This window comes from Peribacillus sp. N1, assembly GCF_054600815.1.
In genome coordinates, this window is sequence record NZ_BAAHZO010000002.1 from 698,006 (window position 1) to 717,873 (window position 19,868).

20 protein-coding genes and 1 pseudogene are annotated in these 19,868 nt (G+C 39.0%); 6 read left to right on the plus strand and 15 right to left on the minus strand.

Annotated elements, in window-relative coordinates; translation table 11 throughout:
- Positions 1–118 precede the first annotated feature (118 nt).
- Positions 119–628, plus strand: a complete 510-nt coding sequence (locus ACYP5M_RS11825; protein WP_434167705.1) for a GNAT family N-acetyltransferase — start codon at positions 119–121, stop codon at positions 626–628.
- Between the two features lie 213 nt (positions 629–841).
- Here ACYP5M_RS11825 and ACYP5M_RS11830 read toward each other — a convergent pair whose 3' ends face one another.
- A complete protein-coding gene (locus ACYP5M_RS11830) occupies positions 842–1,831 on the minus strand; it encodes a LacI family DNA-binding transcriptional regulator (protein WP_434167706.1) in 990 nt (329 codons plus the stop codon).
- A gap of 129 nt (positions 1,832–1,960) precedes the next feature.
- Between ACYP5M_RS11830 and ACYP5M_RS11835 the strand changes: the two genes are divergently transcribed.
- Positions 1,961–2,809 (plus strand): HAD-IIB family hydrolase, encoded by an 849-nt coding sequence (locus ACYP5M_RS11835; protein ID WP_434167707.1) that lies wholly within the window; start codon positions 1,961–1,963, stop codon positions 2,807–2,809.
- Between the two features lie 16 nt (positions 2,810–2,825).
- Here ACYP5M_RS11835 and ACYP5M_RS11840 read toward each other — a convergent pair whose 3' ends face one another.
- The 7 genes from ACYP5M_RS11840 to ACYP5M_RS11870 all read right to left on the minus strand — a co-directional run bounded on the left by ACYP5M_RS11840 (position 2,826) and on the right by ACYP5M_RS11870 (position 11,249).
- Positions 2,826–3,749, minus strand: coding sequence for a M15 family metallopeptidase (locus ACYP5M_RS11840; RefSeq protein ID WP_452444488.1), 924 nt, complete (start codon positions 3,747–3,749; stop codon positions 2,826–2,828).
- Positions 3,750–4,059: 310 nt separating this feature from the next.
- Positions 4,060–4,707, minus strand: a complete 648-nt coding sequence (locus ACYP5M_RS11845) for a 3-oxoacid CoA-transferase subunit B (protein WP_101223188.1) — start codon at positions 4,705–4,707, stop codon at positions 4,060–4,062.
- 17 nt (positions 4,708–4,724) lie between these two features.
- Positions 4,725–5,420 carry a CoA transferase subunit A gene (locus ACYP5M_RS11850; RefSeq protein WP_434167709.1) on the minus strand — a complete coding sequence of 232 codons (696 nt, stop codon included), beginning with the start codon at positions 5,418–5,420 and terminating at the stop codon, positions 4,725–4,727.
- Between the two features lie 32 nt (positions 5,421–5,452).
- Entirely contained in the window at positions 5,453–6,838 is a 1,386-nt protein-coding gene (locus tag ACYP5M_RS11855) for a GntP family permease (RefSeq protein WP_459735074.1), read from the minus strand.
- Between the two features lie 556 nt (positions 6,839–7,394).
- Positions 7,395–9,065, minus strand: coding sequence for a sigma-54 interaction domain-containing protein (locus ACYP5M_RS11860; RefSeq protein WP_230178211.1), 1,671 nt, complete (start codon positions 9,063–9,065; stop codon positions 7,395–7,397).
- A 64-nt stretch (positions 9,066–9,129) separates the two neighbouring features.
- On the minus strand, positions 9,130–10,305 hold the full coding sequence (locus ACYP5M_RS11865) for an acetyl-CoA C-acetyltransferase (protein WP_452444486.1): 1,176 nt from the start codon (positions 10,303–10,305) through the stop codon (positions 9,130–9,132).
- A complete protein-coding gene (locus ACYP5M_RS11870; protein WP_459735075.1) occupies positions 10,302–11,249 on the minus strand; it encodes a 3-hydroxyacyl-CoA dehydrogenase family protein in 948 nt (315 codons plus the stop codon). The genes ACYP5M_RS11865 and ACYP5M_RS11870 overlap by 4 nt, the downstream gene beginning before the upstream one ends.
- A gap of 257 nt (positions 11,250–11,506) precedes the next feature.
- On the opposite strand from ACYP5M_RS11870, the gene ACYP5M_RS11875 reads away from it, so the two are divergent.
- Positions 11,507–12,283 carry a 3-hydroxybutyrate dehydrogenase gene (locus ACYP5M_RS11875; protein WP_101223195.1) on the plus strand — a complete coding sequence of 259 codons (777 nt, stop codon included), beginning with the start codon at positions 11,507–11,509 and terminating at the stop codon, positions 12,281–12,283.
- Between the two features lie 296 nt (positions 12,284–12,579).
- Positions 12,580–13,422, plus strand: a pseudogene (mle, locus tag ACYP5M_RS11880) (alpha/beta fold macrolide esterase).
- A gap of 61 nt (positions 13,423–13,483) precedes the next feature.
- Here the strand turns inward: mle and ACYP5M_RS11885 are convergent.
- Positions 13,484–13,669 carry a YjcZ family sporulation protein gene (locus ACYP5M_RS11885; RefSeq protein WP_286141416.1) on the minus strand — a complete coding sequence of 62 codons (186 nt, stop codon included), beginning with the start codon at positions 13,667–13,669 and terminating at the stop codon, positions 13,484–13,486.
- A gap of 326 nt (positions 13,670–13,995) precedes the next feature.
- Here ACYP5M_RS11885 and ACYP5M_RS11890 point away from each other — a divergent pair, with 326 nt between their 5' ends.
- Positions 13,996–14,535, plus strand: coding sequence for a hypothetical protein (locus ACYP5M_RS11890; protein WP_459735076.1), 540 nt, complete (start codon positions 13,996–13,998; stop codon positions 14,533–14,535).
- 42 nt (positions 14,536–14,577) lie between these two features.
- Here ACYP5M_RS11890 and ACYP5M_RS11895 read toward each other — a convergent pair whose 3' ends face one another.
- From ACYP5M_RS11895 to ACYP5M_RS11915, 5 genes are all read right to left on the minus strand, one after another.
- A complete protein-coding gene (locus ACYP5M_RS11895) occupies positions 14,578–14,757 on the minus strand; it encodes a DUF4083 domain-containing protein (RefSeq protein WP_232782925.1) in 180 nt (59 codons plus the stop codon).
- A 730-nt stretch (positions 14,758–15,487) separates the two neighbouring features.
- Complete coding sequence (locus ACYP5M_RS11900) at positions 15,488–15,943, minus strand: SRPBCC family protein (protein ID WP_459735077.1); 456 nt, start codon at positions 15,941–15,943, stop codon at positions 15,488–15,490.
- A gap of 150 nt (positions 15,944–16,093) precedes the next feature.
- Positions 16,094–16,966 (minus strand): AraC family transcriptional regulator, encoded by an 873-nt coding sequence (locus ACYP5M_RS11905; protein ID WP_427571529.1) that lies wholly within the window; start codon positions 16,964–16,966, stop codon positions 16,094–16,096.
- A 251-nt stretch (positions 16,967–17,217) separates the two neighbouring features.
- Positions 17,218–17,868, minus strand: a complete 651-nt coding sequence (locus ACYP5M_RS11910) for a hypothetical protein (protein ID WP_459735078.1) — start codon at positions 17,866–17,868, stop codon at positions 17,218–17,220.
- A gap of 156 nt (positions 17,869–18,024) precedes the next feature.
- On the minus strand, positions 18,025–18,471 hold the full coding sequence (locus ACYP5M_RS11915; RefSeq protein ID WP_459735079.1) for a GNAT family N-acetyltransferase: 447 nt from the start codon (positions 18,469–18,471) through the stop codon (positions 18,025–18,027).
- A gap of 219 nt (positions 18,472–18,690) precedes the next feature.
- Here ACYP5M_RS11915 and ACYP5M_RS11920 point away from each other — a divergent pair, with 219 nt between their 5' ends.
- Entirely contained in the window at positions 18,691–18,870 is a 180-nt protein-coding gene (locus ACYP5M_RS11920; RefSeq protein ID WP_101223203.1) for a small acid-soluble spore protein H, read from the plus strand.
- 213 nt (positions 18,871–19,083) lie between these two features.
- Here the strand turns inward: ACYP5M_RS11920 and ACYP5M_RS11925 are convergent, their stop codons facing one another.
- Positions 19,084–19,596: a DUF3189 family protein gene (locus ACYP5M_RS11925; protein ID WP_459735080.1), complete on the minus strand. Its 513-nt coding sequence runs from the start codon at positions 19,594–19,596 to the stop codon at positions 19,084–19,086.
- Positions 19,597–19,868: the final 272 nt, after the last annotated feature.

Here is a 19,868-nt window from a genome sequence, read left to right on the forward strand (position 1 = left end):
ACATTCATCTCTTTATTCTTATTAAAATCAAACTTCAGCACAAAGGCAATAGAATAATAAGGTCAAATAAAGGAATTAAGCCAAGAAAATTATAAGAGAAAATATATAAAATTTAGGGGTGAGTCAGATTTCGGAAACTAGATTAGAAATTAAACCGTGGGAAGATAAAGACCTTCAATTACTATTTCAACTTAATGCCCCAGAAATGATGGAACATCTTGGCGGACCAGAAAGTAATGAACAAATCCTGAAGCGTCATCAGCGGTATCTACAGATTGGAGATAAGGGATGCATGTTTAGCATCACCCCGTTTCCAGAGGCAAAGGCAGCCGGTTCCGTTGGCTACTGGCAGAAAGTGTGGAACGATGAATTTGTGTACGAAATCGGTTGGAGCGTCCTCCCTTCCTTTCAAGGAAAAGGAATCGCATCTCATGCCGTGAAGGCACTGATGGAGAAAATCAAAGCCGAACGAAATTACAAATACATTCACGCATTCCCTTCGATCACTAATCCTGCATCAAACGCAATTTGCCGCAAGCTCGGCTTCAATCTCATATCCGAATGTGAATTCGAATACCCGCCAGGGAGCTTTATGAAATGCAATGATTGGTGCCTGGAACTTGAATGAATTCTATAGATGAATAGTGGATTTGTGTATAGGAAGGATCATACCGTGGTAAGTCGAATTATGTTGGGTTTAGGTGAATTATTTCCCGGGAAAGTCGAATTATTCTGGGGGGTGGTCAGATTATTCCCGGGGTAGGACGAATTACAGAATTTCTTTAGTGTCTGTCTGAAAGGATAATAAACTGAATAAGAAGCTTTTATATCTTTATGAATGTTAGGTTGATTCTCTGATTTTAAGTTTGGTAGGCAATTTAATAATGTCGCGCTTTAATTTCAAATCTTCATTTAAGTATTTTATCAATTCTATTACAGTGCGTTGTCCTAGTTCCATAATCGGTATATCGATTGTGGTTATGGTAGGGGTTGTGACTTGGCAAATAGATTGATTATCATAACCAACTATAGCCAGGCATTCCGGTATTTTATAGCCCAACGCAGTTGCCTTTTTAATAATTCCTGCTGCTACCTGGTCATTTCCAGTAAATAAGGCAGTAGGTTTTTCTTTTAATTTGACTATTTCATCACAAATACGGAATCCATCTTCAATATTAAATCCATGTCCAAATATCCAATCGTCATTATGTAATAAATCATTATCCGCTAACGCTTTTATAAACCCCTCTTTTCTTTGACCCTGTGCCTGACTATAAGAAGTATCGTAGCAAAAACCTATTTTCCTATGGCCTTTTTCTATTAAATGATTAACAGCTTTGTATGTCGCTTCGAATTCGTCATATCCGATAATCGGTATAGAAGCGGAATGATGGTATTCATTACACAGTAAAATTGGGCCGTATTTCAAATAAGGCTTGATTACATTCCATTCATTTTCTAACGCTCCTAAAATAACACCCTCTACTTCTCTATTCTTTAATTTCCCCATAACATCTAATTCATTTTTCGCATCATAAAAGGTTTGAAAAATAAGAACTTTATAATCATTTTCCAAGGCTGCCAGAGATACTCCTTTAACCAATTGGGCAAAGAATGGATGATCGAAACTTGGGACTGATATTGCAATGGTTTGGGTTTTATTTGACCTAAAATTCCGGGCTAGTGAACTTGGTGCATAATCAAGCTCTTCCATGACCTTTAAGATTTGTTCCCTTTTTTCATTTGATACATATGGATGATTATTTAAGACTCTGGATACCGTTGTTTTAGAGACATTACATATCTTGGCTATCTCACTAATTCTCGTCATTTAATCCCATCCTTGTAATATGTGGTTGACATGTTATCGATTTCAGAAGTTATGATTAAACCGTTGCTAATATATTAACAAAATTTTTCTGAGTTGTATTTTTAAAAAGTTATATTTGGAGGGATTGTTATGTTATTGAATAAAAAGGGCGGGTTTCAGTTATTGCCAAAGGTTGAAGACCCAAAATACATTGTATTCTGTGATTTCGATGAAACCTATTATCCTCATTCCATGAGTCACGAGAGACAGGAAGATGTATATGAACTTGAAAATTACTTAGAAGCAAAAAGCATGGATGAAAAACTTGTCTTTGGCTGGGTCACTGGGAGTAGTACCGAATCAATATTACATAAAATGGAACATGGTGGATTCAGATTTTTCCCCCATTTTATTGCAAGTGACTTAGGTACCGAAATCACCTATTTCTCGGAAAATAACTTTTTGGAAAGTGATCCAGATTGGCATTCACAGATTAATAACGAAGAATTTAATAAGAGGAAAATCGATGAAATTTATAATGTTCTACTTAACGGCAATATACCATTGATTCCTCAGACTCAAATGGGAAGTTCACGCTACAAAAGGAATTATTATTATCAAATACAACATGAATCTGTCGACAAGAAGAATTTAGCCACCATCCAGAGGGTGGCCAAAGAGTACGGGATAGGGGTAAATATCAATCGTTGCAATCCCCTTGCCGGCGATCCTGAAGATAGTTATGATATAGACTTCATTCCATTAGGCACTGGAAAAAACGAGATTGTCCGTTTTATGCTAGACAAATTCGGGCTGAGTCGGGAGCATGCCTTTGCTTTCGGGGATAGCGGCAATGATCTGCTCATGTTAAAAAGTGTTAAACATGGTTACCTTGTAGGGAATGCAACTCAAGAAGCGAAGGAAGCTCATACTAAAATAGCGACAGGTACGTACTCCAAAGGAATATTAAGAACTTTACAATCCATCATTACTATTTGAGTGAATCGGATTTCCATCAAGCAAACAATTCATTCCATGTTACTTTGCCTGCAAGCTTATCAGCAGAAATCTTGCTTGCTTTTTGGTATTTGAATAATGCCGCCTCGGTTTTTTCCCCGAATTCTCCGTCAAGAGTACCGGGGTTAAACCCTTCCATATATAACGCTGCTTGCAGGATCCATGTGATATTGCAGCTAGCTCCTTTTTTTATTGTGACGGTTGCATTCTTCGTTTTAGGCCCCCATTTTCCATCGACAACAAGCTTTTTATTGAATTGCTTATTCAATTCCGTTTGTAAACCTATTATAAGGGCCTTTCGAGTTTTGGGACCATAAAACCCATCACACTCAATATTCGTTTCATATCGGCTATTTAACGTTTTTTGAATCGAAATGATAGGATATTCTCCTTTGCCGGTTTTCTGCATTTTCCTTTTTTCTAATTTGAAAGTAAGGCCGGGTTCTTTTCCTGTTTGTAACTGTGTATAAGATAACCCGCCTGTCATCTCCAAGTGGGGGTAATCCTTGAATGAACTCCAATCCCCGCCCCATTTAAATCCTAAACCCTTACCTATGGCAGCCACTCGCTGCCATTTTGAATTAACTGTCCATATCGCCCTCCTGCCATCATCACTCACAATGAAGAAGTCAATAGCCAGTCCATAATTATGATAGGATTGCCCTGGCTTAGCGTTCGTCACAATGGGTTTAGCTAGATTACTATAGTTTTTTCCTTTGTAGCTGTAAACTCGTCCTTGACCATAAAGGTTGGCTTGTTCTTCCAAAGAGCGATAACCTGCACTTATCTGTACAGTGATTCCTTCATTATAAGCACGTTCCACCATTTCCAATGCTGATGCCTTCACAACAGGATTCATCCCTTTGCCCATCTTTTTCACTGATTGCTCCAATAATGTCCGTAATGCTACTTTCACTGTCATCCCTCCTTTTAAGTTCCCATCAAAGTTTATATAAGCCTTTTTAAAGGAAAAGTAGCAGAGTTGGAAAAGTTTGTTCTCATGTATTAGAGAATAGAAGTGATATGTTATTTATTTAACAAACGTTCCTGCTGATTCAGAAATCCCCTCCCTTTCCGCCGACTGTCTGCCAAGTATTGATAACTGAGGTTAAAAGGCCTTTCGTTCCTTCATTATTGATAGGGAATTCCACAAAAAAAATTAGACTGCTTCCGTTCGCCCGTTTGCGAATGAAAGCAGTCTAATAATGTATTATTTTATTTTTCTCTTTAACTTACGCTTTAATTTCAATAGAGGGGCTAACTGTAAAGTCGGCCTCTGTTTTGCTTTTCACTTCATCAAGTGTTACGCCATTTTGCAGTTCAATCAATTCCATGCCAGCTTCTGTAAATTGAAAAACAGCCAGTTCGGTAATCAGGCAATGGACGACTTTTTCTCCCGTCAATGGCAATGTACAGCTTTTTTTCACTTTGGATTCCCCATGCTTGTTCACATGGTCCATGATGACAACAATACGTTTTGCGCCTTGGACGAGGTCCATCGCTCCTCCCATTCCTTTTACCATCTTCCCTGGAATCATCCAGTTTGCCAAGTCCCCATTTTCGGAAACTTCCATCCCGCCTAAAATGGCTAGATCGATGTGGCCGCCGCGAATCATTGCAAACGATTCAGCGCTATCAAAAAATGATGCCCCTGCTTTTGCGGTTACTGTTTCTTTTCCTGCATTGATCAAATCCGGATCGACTTCATCCTTTTGTGGATAAGGGCCGATTCCCAGTAAGCCATTTTCCGATTGAAGCATGACATTAAAGTCATTCGGGATCATGTTGGCAATCAAGGTCGGCATTCCAATCCCTAAATTTACACACATACCGTCTTGGATTTCTTTAACGGCCCGTTCTAAGATTAGTTGTCTAGTCATTCGATACTCCTCCTTTTTTATGCGTTAGCAGTTGTAAGTCTTTCAATTCGTTTTTCATAGTCATTCCCTACAAGCACTTTCTGTACATAAACTCCTGAAGTATGAATTTCATCCGGATCGAGCTCCCCTGTGCCCACAAGCTCCTCCACTTCGACAAGCGTGACTTTCCCTGCGGTGGCAACGACAGGGTTAAAATTCCTTGCCGTTTTACGATATACAAGATTACCGAAATGATCTGCTTTCCAGGCTTTTACAAAGGCAAAATCTCCGACTATTCCTTTTTCCATAATGTATGTGCGGCCATCAAACTCTTTATGTTCTTTACCATTTGCGACTTCCGTTCCTACTCCTGTAGCTGTATAAAAGGCAGGAATTCCCGCTCCGCCCGCTCTTAAACGCTCGGCCAGCGTTCCTTGGGGAACTAGCTCGACCTCCAGCTCGCCGCTTAAAAATTGCTGTTCAAATAACTTATTTTCCCCTACATAAGAAGCGATCATTTTTTTGATCTGTTTGTTTTCAAGCAATAGCCCCAGACCCCAGTCATCGACACCGCAATTATTGCTGACAATCGTCAAATCCTTTACACCTTTGTTACGCAAAGCAATGATCAGTTTTTCTGGAATTCCGCTTAATCCGAACCCGCCTACGATAATGGTTGCTCCATCCTCGATTTGTTGAATAGCGCTATCAAAAGATGTTAATATTTTACTCATTTTCCATCATCTCCATTCTAAATACTATTCTATTAAATAAACAGTGAAGTTGCAAAAGCTATGATGAACACGGTCACTGTTTTCAAAATCGTAATCGCAAAGATATCCTTGTAAGATTGACGATGTGTCAGTCCAGTAATGGCAAGTAAGGTAATGACGGCACCATTATGCGGCAGTGTATCCATTCCGCCAGATGCCATGGATGCAATTCGATGAAGCATTTCCGGGGTGATTCCGACACTTTGGGCCACCTGCAAATAGTGACCTCCCATTACTTCCAACGCAATCGAAAGTCCACCAGATGCAGATCCGGTAATCCCTGCCAGCACATTGACGGCAATAGCTTCGGATACAAGTGGATTACCGCTTGCATTGAACACCCAGTTTTGAATGACCGAGAATCCAGGTAGCGTTTTCACAACATTCCCAAAACCAACTTCAGAAGCGGTATTGAATATCGCTAGCAATGATCCCATTGCCGCAGCTGTTAATCCACTTGCCAATTTGACCTTGATGCGTCCAACATTCAGAAGCATCGCTGCAATGATACCGATTGTCAGTGCCACAATCAAAGACCAGGATGAAGTGACAGTGCTTACATCTGCAATGTTGAAAGTTTCCTTCAACATCGATGCATCATACCAGTGCTTAACCGAAATGGCACTGCGGCTGAAAGCAAAATTAAATGCTACGACAAGGATGAGCGGTACGATGGACAGCCAAAAGTTAGGCAGGTTTTGCTGTTCTGCACTTTCTGGCTCATTAATATGTCCTTCCCCGTATCCTTCACCATTTGCCAACGCTTGTTTACGGCGACGCTCTAACCAGATCATTCCTCCTGTAAATACCATGATCGCGCCAATAATCCCCATTACTGGAGCTGCATACGTATCTGTTCCGAAATAATTCGTTGGAATGATATTTTGAATCTGAGGTGTTCCAGGAAGGGCATCCATCGTATAAGTGAAAGCGCCTAATGCAATCGTTCCCGGCAATAATCTTTTTGGAATGTCTGCTTCTTTAAAAATTGCCGCTGCGAATGGATAAACGGCGAATGCCACTACAAACAATGAAACCCCGCCATATGTCAGCGCCGAACACGCCAGCACTACAGCAAGAATGGCCTGCTTTGAGCCTAGTGATTTTACGATGGTCTTGGCGATGGATGCAGCTGCACCGCTTATCTCCATGACTTTTCCAAATACGGCCCCTAATAAAAATATCGGGAAAAACGCTTTTATATAGTTAGCCGCAAACGTCATATATGTCTCTGTGTAACTCGGCAGCAAGTGTCCACCGGATAAGATGACCGCCAGTAAAGTAACAACCGGCGCTATGATAATGACCGGATAGCCCCGGTAGGCTAAAAAGATTAAAAGTCCCAGCGCCACAACAATGGCTAAAATTTGAATCACCAACTCAATTCCCCCTTTTCTCCCCTTGCCCCAAAATTGTTTCGGCGGCATTTAAATAGAACTATTAATCTCCTAAATTCCACATTTTTAATCTTTCCGCTTTTACCATCCAAGCCTGCCTTCCCCAAGTCAGGCTGAATGATCTTCCAATTTTTGAGAACGCTTTCAACAATTTGCTGAATTACGAAATCCCTTTTCATTTTACGTGAAAAAACAGTATAAAATGACAGATAGGCCATTCACTAAGTAATTATGCAATTATTGTGCCAACTTTAATGCAATGAAAAATCTCATCTTTAAAGCCTTTTCCAACAGTTTATTTCCCTTTTAAGAGCTAAAGTCCCTTAAAACTGTCAAGGTTTCAGTACACCTAAATATAAACTTTAAAAAAGTGTAAGACTTTTCTTACAACTTTCAAATTTTCTTTCGTTTTATGTACGGATTTCCTAACACACGCAAATATTTGCTAGTGAAAAATATGCACAAATGTGTATCTATTCTTAATTGGTGTTAAAAAGTATAAAAAAAGTGCCCTTGGGCTAAAGGGCACTTTCTGCATTCATAAACCATATTTATTCATTTTTTCATACAGCGTTGTTCGACTAACTCCGAGTCTCTTTGCCGTTTCTGATTTATTGCCTGAGGTCATTTCCAAGCATGAAACGATTGCAGCCCGTTCCGTTTCATCCATTACTTCAGCTAAGGTACGGATCGATACTGATTCTTTATGACCCGTTATTTCTTTAGGGAGATGCTTGGAACGTATCATTTCCCCTTCTTCAACAATATTCATTGCGCGTTCAATGATATTCTCCAACTCACGAATATTCCCCGGCCATTTATAAAGACGAAGCAGCCGTAATGCTTGATCACTCATTCCCATTACGCGTTTTTTCATAAGGTTCTGATACTTTTCAACAAAATGATTTCCCAGTATTTCAATGTCCTCCGGTCGCTCCCTTAAGGAAGGAACCTGGATTTGCAAGACCTTCAACCGGTAATACATATCAAGCCGGAATTCCCCTTTCGAGACCATTTCCTCCAGATTACGGTTCGTTGCAGCGATTACCCGTACATCAATCGGAATACTTCCCGTAGAACCTACTCTCTCAATCTCTTTTTCTTGTAAAACACGGAGCAGCTTCACCTGCATATGCAGTGGCAGCTCACCGATTTCATCGAGAAAAATCGTTCCGCCTTCAGCCGCTTCGAACTTACCTGCTTTTCCGCCTTTTTTTGCACCAGTGAAAGAACCCTCTTCATAACCAAAAAGCTCTGACTCCAGCAGCTCTGCCGGGATGGCGGCACAGTTCACTTTGACAAACACGCCCATGGCCCGTCTGCTATCATTATGAATGGAATGGGCAAACAGCTCCTTACCTGTTCCGCTTTCGCCCAAAATCAACACATTCGAGTCGCTTTTAGCTGCAATTTTGGCTTGACCTTTCACTTCCATGAAAGCAGGACTTCTTCCCATCAAATGATCAAACGTATATGAGGCCTTATTTCTCTCGCGAAAATCGCCTTTGTACTTTTTCAGCTCTACTTCAAGTGAATTTATCCGCTTGGAAAGAGCGGTAAATTGCCCGACATTCTTAAAAAGGATCTTTCCGACCGCTCCTATTAATTTATCTTGTTTCCGTATCGGGGAGCGGGTCGCAATAATATAATTATCTTTAATTTTTTGTAATTCAGCGACCTCTTGCTTGCCAGTTTTGGCGACCACATGCATACGGGTGTTTTCAATGACCTCCGTTACATGTTTCCCTATCGAGCTTTCCTGATCGACCCCAAGAAAATCCGCATAAGCGTGGCTCAGCATTTGGACATACCCTTCCGTATCAACCATCACCAAGCCGTCATAGGCAAACTCGATAATATCCTTAAACAGAAGTTCTTCATGATTATCGATATTAAGAAAATCACTTTTATTATTTGTAAACAATAGGAGGTAAATCTGATACTCCTCATCACCCATTTGAATGATGGCTTTTCTGACAATCCCATTATTATCATTCAAGCGGATCGGAGTATTTACAGCTGGTACAAGGTTTTTTTCTAAAATCAATTTTATTTGCATCTCAAATTGATTCTCAGCAAAAGCCTCAGATAATACGCGATTGCTTAGAACGATTTCTTTTTCGTTTTTCGTCACCAAAACACCAAAAGGCAATTCTTCCAATATCGCTTTCACTAATTCCAATTGAATAGTTTTATTATCGCTGACCATTCCTATTCTCCTTAACCCGTCTGAAGTTTCCTCCATTATATCATAGGAAAATGAGGCCAAGTCATTACCGCTCCACAATCAGCGCAGTTCCTTGCCCGCCACCGATACATAAGGTGGCAAGGCCGGTTTTTGCATCTCTAAGCTTCATTTCATACAATAAAGTCACTAAGATGCGGGCACCGGAAGCGCCTACCGGATGACCCAGGGCAATCGCCCCTCCATTCACATTCACTTTCTCCGGCTTCAGTTCAAGGTCCTTAAGCACGGCGAGTGACTGTGCCGCAAAGGCTTCATTCACTTCCATCAAATCAATATCTTCTATTGTCAATCCCGCTTTTGCCAAAGCTTTCCTTGTAGCAGGAACTGGACCGTATCCCATGATTTTCGGATCAAGCGCGGCGTTTGCATATGACTTGATTGTCGCTAATGCTTCCAATCCCAGCTCGTCTGCTTTTTCTCTAGACATCAGGACCAACATCGCACCCCCATCATTGATTCCGGATGCATTTCCTGCCGTAACCGTTCCATTTTCCTTAAAAGCAGGACGCAGCTTCGTAAGTTGTTCTATCGTCAGCCCATGACGCGGGTGTTCATCTTGGTCCACCAAGATCGTCTTTCCTCTGCGTTTATATTCAACAGGTACGATTTCATCTGCAAATCGTCCTTCAAGCTGCGCCTTTTCAGCCTTCATTTGACTATCTAAAGCAAATTCATCCTGCTTTTCACGGCTGATTTCCCATTGCTCGGCAATATTCTCTGCAGTCACACCCATATGATATTGATTAAATACATCCGTTAAGGCGTCATAAGTCATTGAATCCACCGCTTCGGCATTACCCATTTTCTGCCCAAAACGATAATTTGGAAGTAAATACGGAGCATTGCTCATGCTTTCGATACCCCCGGCAAGAATCACATCAGCATCTCCAAGGGCAATGAATTGCGCTCCCATTATGACTGTACGAAGGCCAGATCCGCAAAGTTTATTAATGGCCATGGCCGGCGTTGTTTCCGGAATCCCTGCATGAATCGCAACCTGACGTGCCACATTTTGCCCTAATCCAGCAGAGAGAATATTCCCAACCAATACTTCATCGATCAAATCAGCCGAGATATTTGCCCGCTTAATCGCTTCCTTAGCTGCCACGACTCCCAAGTCGACCGCTGAAACATTGGCAAGACTGCCTCCAAACGCACCAACTGGTGTTCTTGCTGCCCCTACAATCACTACTTCTCTCATAACACTTCCTCCTTCTCCATTTTTAATTTTCCCAGTTTAATAAAATTACGGTCCCGCTCATTGATTTTCTGGGAAACGGTAGATTCTTCATACGTAAAAATCCCTTCTCCCGACTTCGTCCCAAGCTTTCCCTCGGCCACCAAATCACTAATCAAATCAGGGGCTTCCTTACTCTGATCCAATGCCGGTGAAACATTATCGAAAACACGCTGCCAAGTGTCCAGACCGCCAAAGTCAGCAATCTCGATCGGTCCGGTGAATGCCCATCGAAAACCTGGTCCAGCCGTTATCGCTGTATCGATATCCTCAGCATTGGCAACGCCCTCTTTTAATAGATAAAAGGCTTCCCGCATCAAGGCAGTCTGGAGACGATTGGCAATGAATCCTGCTATTTCTTTTTTCAAGAGAATCGGAGACTTGCCGATTTTACGCATCAAATCCATTGTTGTCTTTACGATTTCCGGCTTTGTTTCGTCATGCTTAACAATTTCAACCAATGGAACCAAATGGCCAGGATTAAAGAAATGCGTGATGATCATTCGGTCCGCAAACGATGCCTTCTCCATCAATTGAGAAATTGGAAAGGTCGATGTATTGGAGGCAACAATGGCATCCGGTTTGATTATTTCCTCCATTTGCTCATATAGATTCAACTTCAGCTCGATGACTTCCGGAATGGCCTCAATGATAAAATCAGCATCTCTTACTGCCCCTTCCAAATCCACGCTATATGTAATATGGGCTAAAGCTACTTGCTTTTCCTGATCAGTCAAAACCCCTTCCTCGATGAGCAATGATAGATTCTCAGAAATTCGATTTTGGGCACGGTGTAGCAACTCTTCCTTAATATCGTTAATGGTGACGAAATACCCGCTAACTGCAAAAGACTGAGCGATTCCACTTCCCATTACACCTGAACCGATAATGGCTATTTTTTTAATCATCCAGCTTCCCCTTTCCGTTTCAATTACCTTTATTTACTCGCCTTTTTATATATGCAATATCCATGCCAACGATAAGGGGGAATAAAATTCTTTTGTTATCAAGAAAATCATGATAGACTCTTACTCATTAACCTAAATCATATTTTTAATAACCTTCCCTTTATATTTCCAATGGAGCTTACTCTGAGAAATATTCCCTGTTTACGACATATAATGACAGACCTGGACCATTACATTTTTTATTGGAGGAATGTAATATGGTTAAAGATAAAGTGGCGATAATTACCGGATCCGCTAGAGGAATCGGCTTTGAGATTGGAAAGATATTTGCTGAAAATGGCGCAAAGGTCGTTTTGTCCGACCTTGATCAAAACACTGTTGAAAAAGCTGCTCAAGACCTTAGGAACAACGGCTTGGAGGTTATCGGCTTAAAAGCTGACGTAACTAGTGAAGATGATATTATCCAACTAATCAAACAAGCTAAAGACAAATACGGACGAATAGATATTTTCATTAATAACGCCGGCCTTCAGCATGTTGCACCTATTGAAGAGTTTCCAACTGAAAAATTCGAACTGATGATCAAAATCATGCTGACCGCGCCGTTCATTTCAATTAAGAACGTTTTGCCCATCATGAAAGAACAGGGCTTCGGCAGGATAATTAACATCTCTTCCATTAACGGTCTGATTGGATTCGCCAACAAAGCAGCGTACAACAGTGCCAAACACGGTGTAATCGGTTTGACGAAAGTCGCCGCCTTGGAAAGCGCCTCTTTTGGCATAACCGTCAATGCCCTTTGCCCAGGATACGTGGACACGCCTCTCGTCCGCGGTCAACTGGAGGACCTGGCGAAAACAAGACAAGTTCCACTGGAAAGCGTTTTGGAAGAGGTCATCTATCCACTTGTCCCACAAAACCGCTTACTCGATGTAAGTGAAATTGCCGACTACGCCATTTTCCTCGCAAGCGACAAAGCAAGGGGCGTCACAGGCCAGGCAGTCGTGTTAGATGGCGGATATACAGCTCAATAAAATGCATCTTAAAAACCCCGAATAAAGGACACCAAAAAAGGTGCTCTGTATTCGGGGTTTTCTGTCTTCATGGAAATGTGGGAAAATTTGGTGACAAAAAGAAATCCCCCATGTTACAGTAATATAGGGATACCTCCCACTTTTACAAATATCAAAAGGAGGCCTCGTCATGATTATTAAGTGGGTTAGACTGCGATAATTAAAAGCGCAGGCCAATCATCATGCTCCGGAAAGAATATATTGATCTGCGCCATCGTAACGGCTATTGGATAATATTTAATACGGAGGTAAAAAACATGAGTGAACAGATACTGAAAATAAATAAAGTGGATATATGTACTGAAAGTTTTGGAAACCCTAAGGACCCTGCCGTGCTTTTGATCATGGGAGCGATGTCTTCATTAGATTGGTGGGATGATGACTTCTGTCTCCGTCTTGCCGATTCGGGGAGATTTGTGATTCGCTACGATCATCGGGATCTGGGACGGTCTACCGTTTATGAACCCGGTACCTCCAACTATACAATAACGGATTTGGCTGACGATGCCGCTGGTGTCCTGGACGCTTATTCCATAGGGCGGGCTTCTATCGTTTGAATGTCACTAGGCGGTATGATCGGCCAGATTCTTGCCTTAAGATATCCGGAACGCGTAAATACGCTTACGCTAATTGCATCAAGCGTGTTCGGGACAGTAATGGAAAAACTGCCTCCAATGGATCAGAGCATATTGGATCATCATGCAAAAAGTGCTTCCATTGATTGGTCAAATCGGGAGACGGTCATCGCTTATCTTGCGGATGGATGGAAAACTTTAGCCGGTTCCAAACCTTATGAGCAGGAAAGAATGCATAAACTGGCGAAAAGAGAGGCTGACCGTGCCAAACAGCTACCGAGCAGATTCAATCATGCCATGCTTGCTGGCGGAGACGAATATTTCGATCGAATGGGTGAGATTTCCGTACCTGTCCTCATCGTTCACGGCACAGAAGATCCAGCCTTGCCATACGATCACGGACTTGCTCTTGCGAAAGCCATCCCTCATGCTGAATTAGTGACTCTTGATGGATCAGGGCATGAGATTCATAGTGAAGACTGGGATGAAATTATCGACTCAGTCATAAAGCTTACTTCGCGATAATTAAAATAAGTTAGCATAAAGGAAGCCGACCAATAAAGGTCGGCTTTTCTTTATACATTTGTTAGCAGAAACCGCCATATCCTTGAACGGGATAACAGCCACCGTTACCTCCATCGCCGCCGCCGAAACAAGCAGCTCCAACGATGATTAAAAGGATAAACAAAACGACTATAAAAGCGAAACCGCCACCAAATCCACCAACATCGTTACCGCAACCGCAATTTGATTCATGACCACAATTTGACAATAGAAACATCTCCTTATTTGTTTTAGGAGGAAAAAATTAAATGGGTTAATTCAACATATGTTCTAATTAGGATATTGACACAAAATCACCGAAAACTTTTTTAACCACCCTTAGTTGATCCGAAATAAAACAGTTTAACAGCGTATTTTTACTGTTTTGAAATTTCATACACCTTCACCTGACATAGCGTCGAACTGCCGGACACCTTATCACTAAGAATACGAACATTCAAAAAGGATTTATCTCTGTGAAGATGATAATTGTTTTGTAATATCCTACTAACTTCAGCTTATTGTACAATGAAGGTAAAAAGGTTCGAGGTATTTATGATAAAAGGAAATTCTTATATTCTTGTTTTCTCCATGCTTGTTCTGTTGACAATAGTACTAGTTTCAACTACACCGATCATAATTAAAACTTTACTTGCTTTAATAACGATTGCGTTTTTATTTCCTGTGATTAGAAAGCTTCTGTTTAAAGACCATCTCAGAAAAATTAAAGTGGCATTCTACTCATCATTAACCTTTACTATTGGTTTATTTCTTGTCTCGATTTTTGAAGAACCATCCTTTAAATTAGATGGAGATTTCTTTCAGATTATTCTTATTGTATTTTTTTATAGTTTAATGGGAAATTTCTTTTATGGCTTACCAGTCTCACTCATTGCTGAATTTATTTCAATGAAGTATTTCAATATTCGTTTCTGGTTATCTGGAGTAATACATATTGGTTTTGGATTGGCTACATACTTTATTGACCCAGGAGGTTTCTTTATCTATGCGGTTATTTGCTCAATAATCTTTTTTGCACTAGATGAAATCACTAGAGTATATTCGGCTTCTTATTCGACTAACCTGAGCCGATAGAGTGGCCTGTGTGGAACAAAAAAAGAAAAGGATTAAAAGAAATTAATCTCTTTTATCCTTTTCAAGCATCTCAATTACTCTATCAAGTTTTTGTTCTATTTTATTGGTTTGTTTTGACCTTGTAAGAAGAGAACGAACAAAAAAGTAAACAGCAAAAATCATCCCAATCAACAAAACAAACATAATAAGTTGATATACCATATCACCGATATTGTAACCCAAAGAACTTCACCCCTTTCTTTTTTTGGTTTAACCATAGCTCATGTCTACTGCACAGAACGTAGAGTTGACAAAATTATTCGTATAGTTTTTTAGATATCACTTTTAATTCTTTATATATTTGTGTAAGTAATATTAGAATATGTAATGGCAATCCAACTGCAAGTAGCGAAAGTAAGCGATACAAGTGTAATAGTTAAATATATAGATATAATTAGTGCATTCAAATAAAATTCTCCTTTTTTGGCTAATTATAGCATATGACTCTTACAAAGTTGGAAAACACTACGGCTCCCTAGCTAACCTGCCCCTTTAGTCTTCAAGAAAATCAACAATACTTTTTATCAGAGCTGATTTTTCAAAAAAAGTAATAATTTTACACTTTTATACTGGAACATTTGTTCTACCTGTGTTATTCTTATAAAAACAAATAAAAAGATCAAATCGCAGCCAAACGATTTGATCCGTAATTATAAATAAAGGCCGGTTGTATCCGCGGGCCTAACACGGTTGTACCGCTGAGCCGAGCCAATTGCTAACGTTCAGGGTGCCGGTGATAAAGACAGCTACGAACTTCAGCTAAAGCACCCATTAGTTCTATAACTACTTACCAGTAGTGTTTTCTCATGTAGTTCAATTTCACAAATGTCATAATTATTAAGTGTGATAGTTGGGTCAAATTCAACATTTCTTGCTTCTACCTGCTTTCTTTATGAACTGACCTGCCACTAACCTAGTTCATATTCTCGGCAATCTTTTTCAGTGCCTTTGCACGAGAAACGATAAATGCTCTCATATACTTCTCTAAAAACAACTTATCAGCTAAAACTCCAATCGGACCGAACGGTGACTTATATTGAAATTTATCCATCATTATAGTTCCGCCCTGTTCTTCTATAAACTGATGTGTGTGTATGAATGAATGGAAGGCACCCTTCATCATAATATCCACAAACTTATATGGTTTTTCCATTAATGTCACTTTGGCTTTCAGCCTTTGTTTAATACCAAAGTGAATGGCTTCCCAAGTAACAGTATCTCCCTTTTCTAAAAGCCCTTCTGTCACACCATCAACAGCAATTTCCTTTGTTTTCGCTGTCGTTTTAGTATGGATATCCACGCTCCTCGCTAGGTCAAAACATAATTCAACTGGTGCTTTAAAAAATTGTTGATACTCAATAACAGGCATTTTTCAATCTCCTTATATAAGCACTTTCTATCCATCATTATAGCTCGTTAAAGCAAATATTACCTAGCTCTCCCTCATTAATCTTCCTTTTTTTCCACAGGAAAAAAAGCTGCCTTAAGACAGCTCTTCGAATAAATCTTTTGCCTATATTTACTTTTTCATAACGGGGATCCATATTTCACTTCTAAATGTTGGTGAGGTTATGTCTTTATTTTCGTTCCAAAGGATTTCCGGCCCTTCTCTTTGTTCATAGTTAGAGGATGGAAACCATTCGGAATAAATCCTGCCCCATACATTTTGCAGTGTTTCAGGAAAGGGTCCGACTGCTTCGAATACCGCCCATGTAGATGCATCTACTTTCAGCTGTGTTAAGTTTTCTGGACATTCCCTCGTTGTTGCTGCGCCGATATAATGATCAAGCTCCCCTTTTTCCTCCAACCTGCCTTCGGAAAAGTTCGCAGATGCACTAAGCAGTCCTAATGGCTCGACATTCGATAGGTGTTTAAGTTCATTTATCGTTTTCTCGTCTAAACTTTTCCACATCGATGCAATCTCTGGATTAACCCCGTTAAAAATGATTGGAACTCTTTTTTTAATTCCAATTATGTGAAACGCCTCTTTTTCTTCAATTCGATAGTTCATTTCACTGCCTCCTTTAATGGATAATTGGAAGGACATCGGTGGATAGGCTTTAAGTGAATGGCCATTACTTCTCGCTTCAGATGGTGTGATGCCATGCAAATGTTGAAACGCTCTCGCAAAAGAGTCCGGTGAGCTGTACCCGTACTTTATCGCTATATCAATGACCTTCATGTTGTTATCTTTAAGCTCAAACGCTGCAAGTGTAAGCCGTCTTCGGCGGATATACTCGGATAGTGAAATACCTGCAAGGAAGGAAAACATCCTTTTAAAATGATATTCCGAGCAATAAGCTATCCTTGCAACCTCTTTAAAGTCAATTTCGTTCGTAAGATTTTCTTCAATGAATTTAATGGCACCATTCATATTTTTGAGCAAATCCATTCAATGACCTCCCTTATATCAACAGAATAGCAGGAGTTGTAACTAATCATCCGACATTCTGTGCACGATTATGCAGGATATAAACTTTTCCGTTAGTTTAATTACAAACCTTCACGATTTCTTATAGACTTTCAATGAAAATGCAATTACTTCCTTTTACAAAAGTAATGAAAACTAACACTCTGTAAGTCATTTTATTATTTCTAATTTTTATAAAGGACTACCCTCAAAACCAATCCGCAAAATATTTTTTAACGAACCTCTGTCATATATCGGTTATATAAATCATCACATTTTTCTAGGCATTCTAAATATAATTGTCTGATTTCTGATATTGGACATAGTTTTATGTAACTTTCATCTTTTATTATCTTAATTAGTGGGTTCATTTCATGATAATAACTATATTCTTGATTTTCTTTATTTAAAATGCTTTTATATCTTTTTAAAATAGTTATATAAGCATCGTCAATTAACCTGTAATCACATTTGGCTCTCTCTTGTTTATAAAATGTATAGATTTCTCTTCCGAAAAATTTACCTTCCGTAAAGAAGGAAGAATTTACTGGAGAATAATAAAGATACTGATCTTGATAAGGTCTCTTACTAATCTGCATTCTATGCCAATTTTTCACTTCTTTATACCGATCTCCTAAAGCTTTATAATCATTTGATATCGTTTTGGTTTGGAGATTCGATACATATTGAAAAATAGCAGAATTATTTTCATAGTCAGAAATAGGAGTTATAGAACACCAGCATATATAGTTATTATCTAATTTCCCAATAATGCAGACCTCTTGTTTGGGACTAATGTATATTTCAAAAGAAATTTCCTTATCATCTACTTTATAATTTGGAACTACATTATGATTTTGCTTGATCAAATTAAATTTTTCCATTTTAATTCCTCATATCTTTTCGTAAATTTACTGTATTCCTGCATATAAGTCAGAATTTCCACTTCAGCTAATGCCCCTTTTGCTCTATAAGAAAAGAGCAATTCGTCACTGCCCCTTAGAGAACTTTCGCACGTGTTAATGAAAATACTCTTATTGTTAAGATGGGGATTTACGGACTTTTTGCATAAATAGCTCTGGATTATCAATCTGGTTAAAACCGTATTTTTTATATAATGAATGTGCATCATTGGTTGCTAACATAAACCTGCGAACCCCTTCTAGATCGGAATGATTGGTGATAACCTCCATTAACCATTTTGATAATCCTAATTTACGATAGTCAGGTAATATAAACACATCGCAAAGGTACGCATGGGTTGCTAAATCGGTTATTACCCTTGCAAATCCAACTTGTTCAATATCTTCATTTCCTATTTCACCTTTATAAACCCCAAAACATAAGGTCGTATTTTCGATTGACTTTATTACTGTTTCCTTGGGTATTCCCTTTGACCAGTAAGCTTCCTGATTCAAAAAATTATGTATTAAATCCAAATCTAAATGCTTTTTATTAGTGGAAATCGAAAACCCCTTAATATTCATTTTACATCCCCCTGACCTTTTTTAATTTTCTGTAATTATACCAAATCACTGATTTTAATCTTCTGAACTAACCTGCCGAAATGTTAAAAGCTGCCTTAAATATAACTCGATCTTAAGTAAGGTTTAAGGAATTCTTGGAAGAATTTTAATACAACAAGTATAACTAAGTAACCCGAAACAAATATTATACATGTTGCAAAATCAAAGGAGGTGGCTAAAATGAAAGCACAACGAGCAGAAGAAATTGCTTCTTCACCAAATATGGTTAATGTAACCTATAATGAGGAAAGCATCTATATCGAGCACGTCGATGAACAAAATGGAACAGCTACAATCCATCCCCTTGATGATCCAAATAAAAAACAAAGTGTTTCTGTAACCAGCTTAAAGGAGCAGTAATTTCCTCGATTCAATAATAGACCTCCACTTTCGGGTGGTGGTTTATTGTTCGATTAAGTTCATTGAACAAGCATCACGTCTATATAGCGTATATTCTCCCAGAAGCTAAAAAAAAGCCAACATCAATCGTTGACTTTAATTCCTAATAAAGTTACAAACTGCACTTTCAAAACGAATTTCGATGGGCTAAGCAATCTTTTACAATAATTAATATTACTTATATATTTCATTCTCTAATATAATCACTTTTTCCCCATTCGCTGCTTTTCCAATTTGTTTCGTATTTTCAACCAACCGAAAAATATTATCACAGCATTGTTTTGCACCTATAACTAATAATGGTACACCTATAAAATCAACTTTTAATGCTCTTGATAGGTAACCCCCTATAGACATGGCAATAGGTACCGTTGGTGATGTATTGGAGAATACTATTTTTTCGTTAAAATGAAATTTCTCTTCTAGTAGTAATGTCAATTCTTTTAATGCTGGAACCACAAGCTTTTCTCTTTTATGTCCAATTGTATAAACTGAGTTGCCATCTTCATCGGTCCCGCGAAAAATCAGCTTTCCAAACTCTTTTTTCGTTAATTTATTGAAATATTTTACATTTAATATTTCTTCCTTAGTTAGTTTTCTTTCCGATTGAGGTAATTGTTTTAAATGATATGCGGCAGCCATAGACGTGGTATGTGTCCCCCCATAATCATTATAGATATACATCATGAAATCATCCCTAATAGTTTTTTTAATACTATTATGGTCATATACTCCATTTCCAATTCGGTTGATTATTTTAGGGAAATATCCGAATTCAGGAATATGATCTTATTTGACATAATAAAGTTGTCCTATCTAAAAACAAGATCGTTTTGCAGTAGATAAGAATATTCCTGTGTTCGAATCATCAATAAAAATAAAAGAGTACACCTATCAGTGATACATGATAAGGGCACTCTTTTATTGTTTTTATTATTTATAAACTGGGGTATGTATAG